The following is a 10463-nucleotide window of genomic DNA, read 5'->3' on the forward strand; positions in this document are numbered from 1 at the left end:
AAAATAGCCCCATTCAGTCGAACAGGGCTACTTTAGAATTGATTTAACTAGTTTTTGGGTTGTTTATCTCCGGATTTTTCGGAATTTTGAGGCGGAACCTGGGGTTTCGCTTCTTTTGCTTCCTTTGATTCTGTAGTATTATGTGGGTTAGAACAACATGTTTTTCCCTCTTTTTTGCAGCAAGCTTTGCCGTCTTTTCCCTTCTCCTTTTCCTTTTCACCACCTTTGGTTATTACCAACTGGGCTTTAGGTAATGAATAAGCAAAAACTTGGGCTGAATTAGCTCCCACAAAGGAAACCAAAGCTACAATGGCAAGAATTTTTTTCATAAATAGATCGTTAAGATGCTGTAAAGGTAGAACAAAACTTTCAATTAAGATTCCAATTAACAATCAACCTAATTTAGCAATCACTGTTTTCCCTCCAACAACTTTTTCTTCCAGATTTACAGTAACTTTGGCACTAAGCGGAAGGTAAATATCAACCCGGGATCCAAACTTAATGAATCCTAATTCAGAGCCTTGACGAACTGACTGACCTTCCTTACCATACCAAACAATTCGGCGAGCTAACGCACCCGCGATTTGTCTGAATAAAAATTTTTCCCCTTTCGCATTCTCCACTACAATGGTGGTACGCTCATTTTCCGTAGAAGACTTTGGATGCCAGGCTACCAGGTATTTACCGGGATGATATTTTAAATATTTAATCACTCCGGAAAGCGGATACCGATTCACATGCACATTAATTGGGGACATAAAAATCGATACTTGAATTCGTTTATCTTTTAGGTATTCATCTTCAACCGTTTCTTCAATAACAACCACTTTTCCATCTGCAGGAGCCAATAAGCTATTTTCATCAATAATAATTTCTTTATTGGGATGTCTGAAAAACTGCAAAACAACTACCATAACAAAAATGCTTACGGCCAATGCCAGGTAATTTAACCATTTTACCTCTGGAGCCCAATAGGTTACAGCAGTAATAAGTATGGCAACAAAAACAGTAGCAATAAAAATGCTGGGATATCCTTCTTTATGTATTGTCATGGTGCGAAGGTAAGTAGGATAAAACAACGATATAAACTTTCAATTAGAACTTTCCCACAAACAAATCTGAAATAGTTGGATAAATTACCCTCGGCGGTAACAATTTGTTTACCATTTGTTTACTTTCGCTTTATATCAGACTTATGAAATACATCTTTACACTTTTGTTTTTTAGCCTATTATCCTGCATTAGCTGGGGGCAATCTTCCTTATTTTTCCGAAACAACACAGGTAATGATTTCCATGTCGAAGTCAGTATTACTTCCAACTTAAATGCTCCTGACTCCAATTGGATTTTATTAGAAGATACCGTTCTAGCATGGAAGGAAACTGACACCGAAGTTTTGCAATGTCTGCGTGATTCCAACCATTTCAATCCGGGGGATAGCCTTATTCTTCGTGTACTTTTTAAATCCATTTCGGATTCAACACTTGTTTTATTTAGAATAATAGGTAATGATTTAGGAAGTAATTTTTCATATAGGGTTATTTGTCCGGGTTATGATGAAGGATGGCTTAGTGATGCCAATTTCCATGAAGCCGCCCTTACCTATAACCAACAAGCTGCACACCTCAAATATAAACCGGACAACGATGATTCGGGGTTTTCAAGGGATATACGAGTTACCATTCATGATGACCAACCACTTGCAATTGCAAATTCAGACTTTAACAATCCCAATGTTCTGAACATCATGTGTTACAATGTGCAAATGATCACTTTTGGAGTTTCAGGATTAGGAGATGCTGCTTTGCGCTGCGATCTACTACCATCCCATTTTAATTCCAATTTGGATGCTATTGCCTTTGAAGAAATATTCGACGATAGTCCAAGAAACGACCACATGATTCCATCTATGGAAGCCCAGGGATTTACCTACCATACCTCCATCCTAAATGACCCGGGTTTAATACCTTTTCCTATCAATGGCGGAGTGATGATTTTTAGCAAATGGCCAATTTTGGATAGCGATGAAATTGAATATGCAGAATGCGGACCAACTTCATCCGATTGCCTGGCGAGAAAAGGAGTTAAGTATGCTAAAATCAATAAACTAGGGAAAAACTATCACTTTTTTGCCACCCACATGGATGCCGGAAGTGATGCGGAAGACATGGCAGCGCGCCATTCTCAAGTAGATGAAATTAATCAGTTCATTTTAACGAAAAATATTCCATCCTGGGAACCGGTAATTTTTGGAGGAGATCTGAATACCAGGCCTTATGGTGACGATGGAGTATTTCAACATTTCGAAGATTCAATTCACTTCATTTATCCTCCTCAACGAGGCTTTTATGAATCTAATTTCAGTTTGGATACAGGTCGATTTATCGACCATATTTGGATTAGCAGCCAACACTTACTTCCTATTTCTGCAGTAGACAAAGCCTTAACCTATACAAGTATTGCAGATGAAATGTGGGATTTATCCCAGTTTAGCGACCACCGTGCCATGTATGGTCGATTTGAATTCCCCGATGTTCAATTTTCCAACTTTACAGATTCCAATTTATGTCCCGGCGATAGCTTTTCAGCATTTATTAGTTCAAGCAATAATCCATTCTTGAATTGGACAAAAGATGGAGTACCGTTAAATTTGACTGGTGGTAATTTAACCCTAATAAACAGCACACCTTCTGAATCGGGTTTATATGTTTGTCAGTTGGACTACCCTTATACCAATGGTCCAAACTCTTATTTCCTTGATCCTTTCTTTTATCCGGGAGGTGAAACGATTTATAACTCCCAATCCGGCATTCCAATTGCCCAACTAACGATTGATTCAGCATTTTGTGAATCCGGCATAACCGATTGGATTCCAAATTCGATAAAAATCTATCCTAATCCTTCCGAAGGCGATTTTTACATCAATGCCCCTGAAAACGGAATAACAACCTGGACTATTTATTCCTTTGATGGTAAAGAATGCCTGAGTGGAAGCATTAATTCAACTTTACCAACCCTTCAAACTACGAAATTGGAAAATGGAATTTACCTGTTAGAACTGATACAAAATGGCAACAGCTATTTTCAAAAAATACTGATAAGAAAAGGTTGATAAATTGATAAGGAAATCAAAGGCCTTGTTAGCAAATCTCCTACTTTTACCTAGATGAATCGGAAGTTTATTTATGCATTAGTCGCTTTGGCAATGGCTGTTCTTGCCTATTTTTTCATTTCCAACCTATGGAAAGACTCCAGTGAGGAAAAATTAACTGCCAAAGTTATTAAAGGAGATTTTGAAGTAACCGTATTCACTACAGGGGAATTACAGGCCAAGAACAGTTTGGATATAGATGGTCCGACCGGCATGAGAAACGCTCAAATTTGGCAAGTAAAAATTGCCGATTTGGTTTCGGAAGGAACCAGAGTAAAAAAAGGTGAATACATAGGCCGATTAGACCAAACTGAAATAATGAATCGAATTAAAGATGAAAGTTCCGAAATAGCTAAAAATGAAAGTAGATTTATTCAAACCAAATTAGATACAACCTTGGATTTGCGCAATGCAAGGGATGAAATTATTAATCTTGGTTTCGCTGTGAAAGAAAAAGAAAACATTGTTTCACAAAGCACTTACGAAGCCCCTTCCATCATTCAACAAGCAAAAATGGATTTGGATAAATCCAAACGCCAGTTAAATCAGGCAGAAACCAATTATAAAATCAAAGAAAAACAAGCTAAAGCCAAAATGCAGGAAGTTACTGCAGTTTTAGAAAGATCTCAAAATAAAGTTAAGGTTTTGCAAGACCTTCTGAATGACTTTACCATTGTAGCCCCTGAAGACGGTATGGTAATTTACCAACGGGAATGGAACGGCAAAAAGAGAATCGTTGGATCAACTATTGGCGCCTGGGATCCAACCGTGGCAACCCTCCCCGACCTCTCAATTATGCAAAGCAGAACCTATGTTAACGAAGTAGATATTCGAAAAATTAAGAAAGGACAAAAAGTAAACATTTCCCTGGACGCCTACCCCGAAAAAAAATTAACCGGATTGGTAGATGCGGTTGCCAATGTTGGAGAACAAAATCCTAGAAGCGATGCCAAAGTTTTTGAAGTAAACATCCTGATCAATGAAAAGGACACTTCACTCAGACCGGCAATGACAACAGGAAATTACATCTTGGCAGATAAACTTAAAAATGTTCTTTACATCCCTCTTGAAGCCTTACACGTGCAAGGTGACAGCTTAAATTTTGTTTATAAAAAATCAGGAACATCCGTAGTTAAAACACCTATCAAAACCGGGGTTACAAATGAAAATTTTGTAGTAGTACTTTCAGGATTAAATGAAGGGGAAGAAGTTTTTTTGGTAAAACCTGAAAACGCAGAAAAATTAAAGTTGGAAGAAAAAAAATAATTCATTCCACCTCCTACTTTTAATCCTTATTGATTTTATACTTTTCTTTCCCCGCTGATTGCAACCCTTTCCTAAAAATCAGACTCTCTTCTTTTGATTTTTATAGTCGCAAATAAACACCTCAAAAAAATTCTCCTTCCAAAAACCATTTTAAATTAGGATAGACATTCACGGGTTTTAATCCCAAAATTGTCAATAGAAATTTTAAACTACGTTTCGAGACAAGTGTTAGTAAGGCTTTCAAGTAATTTTTACCGAGAGAACAAAATGTAAGTCCTATTAAGTGTTAATATTTCTTGTAAAATAGGACTAACATGTTGTTTCCTCGGCACTAACTAACACTAGCTCGGGATTAACCCAAATCATCTCACATCCCATCGCGCTTGTCATTTGTTCACTTCGTTTCAAATGACAATTTTGTGTTAATACCAATTTACTACCTTTTGAGTTTGCACCCTCGGGCAACGATAGAGGCAAGTAGCCCACAGTACCACTACGGCTTTAGCCTAGGGGGACGAGGACTACAGCCGATAGCGTGACCCGAACGCCATGCAAGAAGGAATGGATTTGGCAAAAAAAAGTTGGGCGGAGGGGGCCCGCATACAAGGTATTAAATCCAGATTACTCATTAGAAAATCATAAACGAGTTAAGAATTTCTAAGTTAATTTGTTTGTCCAAATTGATAATACCGATAGCAAATCTGTAATAGTCCAATTATGCTTCGCATTAATTTACCTAAACACCTTTTGCATCGGCATTTACCACTGTAATTTTCAAACTAGTATTTGGACTATTTTTCAAATAACATTGGTATAACAACTTCTTCCCGAAATGCTTCGGGAGGGGTAAATCCAACTAAATCAAGTAGTTCGGATTTGAAATCATCCAATGGATAATTTGGCTTAAAAAGGAAAATTGATTCCTCCCGGATCAGGTTTCAATCAAACCCTAAGGACTGACAAAAGACCACCAATACACTATTCTTTAGTACTAATCGATTTTCATTTATCTTTGCTTAGATTATCAAGGCAGTCAGGTTTAAATTGGTATTAATTTATTCAAATTTTAGTTTTTTATGAGTTCAAAAGGTAAAATTCTATTTATCGTTTTTATCCTTGTTGGTTTATTGTCAGTACTATTTTATCTTGTTCAACGCATTGGAGTTTCGGCCTTAGAAAACAACCATAGCATAGAGCGTATCGAAAGAACCCTCTACCATACCAATCGTTTATTAATTTTTACTACGGACATTGAAACTAGCGGCAGAGGCTACATTTTAACTAATAATAAAGAAGTTAAAAAACCGGGTGAATTGGCTGTAGAAAAAATCTACAAAAAGCTGGACACCCTCCATCGGATTTTTGCCAACAAGCCTGATCAAATGAAAAGGCTTGACACACTGGAAATTTTAATTAAGGAGAAAGTTGAATTGGGAAATCAAATTTTTTATTTGGTGGATCAAGGGAAAGGAAATGATGCTAAAGAATTGGTCAATACGTTAAAAGGCCATGTATTAATGGAAAAAATCCGAAAACAAGTAGACTTATTAATTACAAACCAAAAAACAGAATTGGAAAATCAACGAATTAATCGAGCACAAAACGAGGCCCTTTTAATTCGGCTTGCCAAAGTGGTTTTTATTCTAATCATTCTTGTATTGATTTCCGGGGGATGGGCACTAGCCCACAATTTCGTCAAAAAGGAAATACTTCAAAGTAGATTGGAAGGTATAGTTAATCATATTCCGGCTTCAATTTTTATTGTCAATAATCAATTTAAAGTGACTTTGGCCAATCAAAACCTTTCAAACACATTAAAACGTCCGACAAGCTTAATAGAAGGCAAATCTATACACGAATTATTTCCTGATATCATTTCAGAAGAACTGGAAGAAAATTTCATTAAAATCAAAAATGGATCCGAAGGAATGATTCTTGAAAAAGAACAAAATTTCGATGGGGAGATACGACATTATGTTACCTTTTTATTCAAATTCGAAAACAAAACCGGTGCGACCGAGGAGTTTGGTTGCTTAACTGTTGATGTCACGACCAACAAAAAATCTGAATTGGAGCGTAAAAAAGCAGTCGATATTTTTAAAGAATTGTACGATAAAGCCCCGATCGGAATTCATAGTATTAATTTGGATGGCCAAATTGTTCGTTCCAATAAAACCGGTTTGCAATGGTTGGGAATACCGGATAACGAGAACCTAAACCACATACAATTTGTTGATTTATTAGACCGAAATTCTGTACCCAAATTTATCAATGCGCTCAATCAATTGTTTATCAAAGGAAGCATTAATAACCTCCATTTAGATATATGCAAAAAGGATGGAAGCCTACTCAATGCAACCATTAGCGGAATTACCGAGAAGAACAATGAAGGCAATATTGAGCTGGCACATTTAACTTTAATTGACAACACCCGCCTTGAATTAGCCTTTGAAGAATTAGAAAAGTTAAACCAGGAACTTGCAACCCAATCCAGCCATGTAGGCAACCTTCAAAAAGAATTGGAGGCCTTTTTCTTCACTTTGTCTCATGACCTTCGAAATCCCATCCGAAACATTACAGGATATGCTCAATTGCTGGGAAATGACCTTTATAGCCTCGATATTGAAAACTCCAATAAGAACTTAAAAAAAATCATCGAATTTTCCGAATCCATCGGAGGCAAACTCGACGATTTACTTGAATTCTTTCGTATTACTAACAGAAAACCATCCTTCCAAAATTGCGATTTAGACGAAGTAGTAAATAACACCTTGCAGAACTCTCTTCCGGAAGGAATTTTGGATACCATCAAACTAAAAATCCTCCCATTGCCTAAAATATGGGCTGATCAGGAATTTATTACCCTCATGATGGAAAATCTGGTCATGGGTTCGATTCGTTCTTCCTCTAAAAAAATCTTCCCTTACATTGAAATTAGTGCCGAAGAAAACAACCAGGAAGTCATTATTTCAATCAAAGACAATGGCTCCATTTTTCAGCAAAACAAAAATGATCGAATGTTCGGCGTTTTTCAAAATATCAAACGAGAAGATGAAACCCATCCCATAAATTTGGAATTAGCCTTGGCCTGCCGAATTATTGAAAAACATGGCGGAACCATTTCTGCCGGCACCGACAACAACGATTGGGCTGTTTTCTCCTTTACCATTCCCAAACAAAAGCCTAAACCGGAATACATCGAATTGAAACAAAAAACGGATACGTTTTAATACCAATCGATCCCGGTTAACACCAAAACAATTCTTGGAATTTTTAGTACTGTTAGTCTTTGTTTCTTGAATCAATGACTATAGTAACCGGACCGTCGTTGACAAGGTTTACCTGCATATCGGCACCAAATGAACCTGTTAAAACCTTGTTTCCAAGTTCCTTCTCCAACATTTCTACAAATTTCTCATACATCGGAACAGCTTTCTCCGGCCGGGCAGCAGCTATATACGACGGTCGATTCCCTTTTTTGGTTGAAGCATACAACGTAAATTGACTTACCACCAGAATTGCGCCACCTACTTCATTCACCGAACAATTCATAACACCAGCTGCATCAGAAAAAATTCGAAGACGAGCCACTTTGCCTACCAACCATTCTAAATCTTCCGGTTCATCATCCACATGAACACCCAACAAAACCAAACAACCTTTTCCGATTGAACTGATGGTTGTTCCTTCCACAAGCACCGATGCTGATTGAACCCGTTGAACTACTGCTTTCATTAATACTGATTAGTGCGCAACATAACCAAGGTACAAGCCTCATCCACCCCTATTCCTGCTTGGTGAGCCAGTTGTTCAAAAACCACATTCTCTGTGCCGGGGTTAAAAATAATCCTTCTGGGGTTCAAAGCCAAAACCTTGGGCATCAACTCTTCCTGATTTGAAGGAGCAACATACAAAGTTACTGTATCAAACAACTCTCCTTCAGGCCATTCCGTCTGAATATCAATATCCCCTACCTTCCCTTTATCTTTTCCATATGCCACCACATCATGCCCGTATTGATTTAATAACTCAATAGCCATATTGGCATACCTTCCAGGTTTCAGGCTGGCTCCAACTACCAAAGTCTTCTTACTCATCTCCAAAATTTCAGCTAATTTAAAAATGTTACTAAATCAATTGGGGAAATAGTAAATTCTTTTGATTCAAAGCCTATTTTTGCTCTGAAATTTCCTGTTATGACTGAAACACTTAAGGATTTTATTTCTGCCAGCGATAAAAAATCCTTTGATAAAGAACATAAGCGTAAGCTATTATTCAATATTTCCCAATACGACAAAAAGGTAGTTGAAGGAAAACTTATCTATTCCGACCTGAATTTAGCCCGGGAACGTGCTTCTCACCTTAAAACCAAAACCATCAATAACCTGGACAAATACCTCATTGAATTTGAAGCTGCATTTGTTAAGCGAGGCGGAAAAGTTCTTTGGGCAGAAAATGGAGATCAGGCAATTGAAGAAGTTTTGAAAATTGCCAAAAAAATTCATGCTAAAACCTTGGTAAAAGCCAAAAGTATGGTTACTGAAGAAATTCACCTAAACCATCACATGGAAAAAGCAGGTATTGAAAGCATTGAGACCGATTTGGGTGAGTATATTCAACAACTTGATGGTGAACCTCCATACCACATTGTTACCCCGGCCATGCACAAAAGCAAGGAGGATGTGGCTAAACTTTTTCATGAGAAAAAAGGACTACCTCCGGGTAGCAGCCCATCCGATATCATGGCCTATGTTAGACGAATTTTAAGAGAAAAATATACTGAAGCTGAATTGGGAGTTACCGGAGGAAATTTCCTGGTGGCCGATATTGGCGCCGTTGGAATTACCGAAAACGAAAGCAACCAATTTATGAGCGTGGCCTTTCCCAAAACCATTATTTCTATTGTTGGTATAGAAAAAATGATTCCTTCTTTGGCCGATTTAGACCTGTTTTTCCCTCTTCTGGCAGTACATGGAACCGGACAAAAAGTAACAGTCTACAACACTTTGCTTACCGGCCCCCGCCAAAATGGAGAAATTGATGGACCAGACGAGATGTATGTCATTTTACTCGATAACGGACGTACCAATTTATTGGCGCAGCCGGATCAACGAGAAGCGCTTAATTGCATTCGTTGCGGTGCTTGCTTAAATGCCTGCCCCATTTATCGCAATGTGGGAGGCCATAGCTATGCAACTACCTACAGTGGTCCTATTGGCAGCGTAATTACGCCCCATTTGCGTGGTTTTGACGACTTTAGGCACCTTAGTTTTGCTTCCTCGCTGTGCGGACGCTGTACCGAAGTTTGCCCTGTTAAAATCGACATTCACAAGCATTTGCTTCACAACCGTCGCGACAGTATCAATCAAAACTACAGTTCTAAAGTGGAAAATATTTCCATGTTCTTTTGGAAAAAAGTTACTCTTAGCCGAAAAAACATGAACAAAGGTGGGGCTTCTGTTAAAAATTTCTTTCTGAATAGTTTTTTCAAGTCTGCTTGGGGTAATCGCCGTGAAATGCCTCAACTTGCCCAAAAATCATTCAATGAAAGATGGCGCGAAAAGAAGGGAATTAAATAAGAATTTTCCATTTTTTTGTTTAATTAGGCGGGTACCTTCGCATTAAATTATCCTTTTCCCCATAATTTTTCGGGCTCAGGTCCGGGCTATCGGCTGTAGTCCTCGCCACCCTCCGCTATCGCTGCGTGTGCCTGTGGGCTACTTGCCTCTATCCCTACCCGGAAAGACCGTGCAAGCCCATGAGCCGTCACCTTTACCCACCAAAAATATTGGAAGTTTGACCGATCACCGATCTGTAATAGTCTAATGAGGCCTGGCAATAAATTGCCTAAACAGCTTTTCATCTGCTTACCATGCCATGGTTTTGATTATACTGATTGGGTTTGCACCTCGGGCAACGATAGAGGTAAGTAGCCCACAGGAGCACGCGGCGATAGCCAAGTGCTACGAGGACTACAACCGATAGCGTGACCCTAACGCCCCCGTTAGAAATTTGAGTCTTGCAATTAGCCGGATGGGCGATAGGG

General features: G+C 38.4%; 8 protein-coding genes. 4 read left to right on the plus strand and 4 right to left on the minus strand.

Annotated elements, in window-relative coordinates; all coding sequences use genetic code 11:
- Positions 1 to 47 precede the first annotated feature (47 nt).
- Positions 48 to 329, minus strand: coding sequence for a hypothetical protein (locus tag K1X82_04400; GenBank protein ID MBX7181332.1), 282 nt, complete (start codon positions 327 to 329; stop codon positions 48 to 50).
- A gap of 63 nt (positions 330 to 392) precedes the next feature.
- Positions 393 to 1052 carry a phosphatidylserine decarboxylase family protein gene (locus tag K1X82_04405; protein ID MBX7181333.1) on the minus strand — a complete coding sequence of 220 codons (660 nt, stop codon included), beginning with the start codon at positions 1050 to 1052 and terminating at the stop codon, positions 393 to 395.
- Between the two features lie 143 nt (positions 1053 to 1195).
- Between K1X82_04405 and K1X82_04410 the strand changes: the two genes are divergently transcribed.
- The 3 genes from K1X82_04410 to K1X82_04420 all read left to right on the plus strand — a co-directional run bounded on the left by K1X82_04410 (position 1196) and on the right by K1X82_04420 (position 7647).
- Positions 1196 to 3112 carry a T9SS type A sorting domain-containing protein gene (locus tag K1X82_04410; protein ID MBX7181334.1) on the plus strand — a complete coding sequence of 639 codons (1917 nt, stop codon included), beginning with the start codon at positions 1196 to 1198 and terminating at the stop codon, positions 3110 to 3112.
- Positions 3113 to 3166: 54 nt separating this feature from the next.
- Positions 3167 to 4417 carry an efflux RND transporter periplasmic adaptor subunit gene (locus K1X82_04415; GenBank protein ID MBX7181335.1) on the plus strand — a complete coding sequence of 417 codons (1251 nt, stop codon included), beginning with the start codon at positions 3167 to 3169 and terminating at the stop codon, positions 4415 to 4417.
- Positions 4418 to 5493: 1076 nt separating this feature from the next.
- Complete coding sequence (locus tag K1X82_04420; protein MBX7181336.1) at positions 5494 to 7647, plus strand: CHASE3 domain-containing protein; 2154 nt, start codon at positions 5494 to 5496, stop codon at positions 7645 to 7647.
- A 52-nt stretch (positions 7648 to 7699) separates the two neighbouring features.
- Here K1X82_04420 and dtd read toward each other — a convergent pair whose 3' ends face one another.
- Positions 7700 to 8152: a D-tyrosyl-tRNA(Tyr) deacylase gene (gene dtd, locus K1X82_04425; GenBank protein ID MBX7181337.1), complete on the minus strand. Its 453-nt coding sequence runs from the start codon at positions 8150 to 8152 to the stop codon at positions 7700 to 7702.
- A complete protein-coding gene (locus K1X82_04430; protein ID MBX7181338.1) occupies positions 8152 to 8514 on the minus strand; it encodes a CoA-binding protein in 363 nt (120 codons plus the stop codon). The genes dtd and K1X82_04430 overlap by 1 nt, the downstream gene beginning before the upstream one ends.
- 99 nt (positions 8515 to 8613) lie before the next feature.
- On the opposite strand from K1X82_04430, the gene K1X82_04435 reads away from it, so the two are divergent.
- Complete coding sequence (locus K1X82_04435; protein ID MBX7181339.1) at positions 8614 to 9996, plus strand: lactate utilization protein; 1383 nt, start codon at positions 8614 to 8616, stop codon at positions 9994 to 9996.
- The last annotated feature ends 467 nt before the right edge of the window (positions 9997 to 10463 follow it).

It is taken from the genome of Bacteroidia bacterium, assembly GCA_019695265.1.
Taxonomy (GTDB): Bacteria; Bacteroidota; Bacteroidia; order JAIBAJ01; family JAIBAJ01; genus JAIBAJ01.

Excerpts from the sequence above, each read along its gene's own strand:
- K1X82_04420 (MBX7181336.1), top strand. The coding sequence starts at position 5,494 with ATGAGTTCAAAAGGTAAAATTCTATTTATCGTTTTTATCCTTGTTGGT.
- K1X82_04400 (MBX7181332.1), bottom strand. The coding sequence starts at position 329 with ATGAAAAAAATTCTTGCCATTGTAGCTTTGGTTTCCTTTGTGGGAGCT.
- K1X82_04435 (MBX7181339.1), top strand. The coding sequence starts at position 8,614 with ATGACTGAAACACTTAAGGATTTTATTTCTGCCAGCGATAAAAAATCC.
- K1X82_04405 (MBX7181333.1), bottom strand. The coding sequence starts at position 1,052 with ATGACAATACATAAAGAAGGATATCCCAGCATTTTTATTGCTACTGTT.
- K1X82_04430 (MBX7181338.1), bottom strand. The coding sequence starts at position 8,514 with ATGAGTAAGAAGACTTTGGTAGTTGGAGCCAGCCTGAAACCTGGAAGG.
- K1X82_04415 (MBX7181335.1), top strand. The coding sequence starts at position 3,167 with ATGAATCGGAAGTTTATTTATGCATTAGTCGCTTTGGCAATGGCTGTT.
- dtd (MBX7181337.1), bottom strand. The coding sequence starts at position 8,152 with ATGAAAGCAGTAGTTCAACGGGTTCAATCAGCATCGGTGCTTGTGGAA.
- K1X82_04410 (MBX7181334.1), top strand. The coding sequence starts at position 1,196 with ATGAAATACATCTTTACACTTTTGTTTTTTAGCCTATTATCCTGCATT.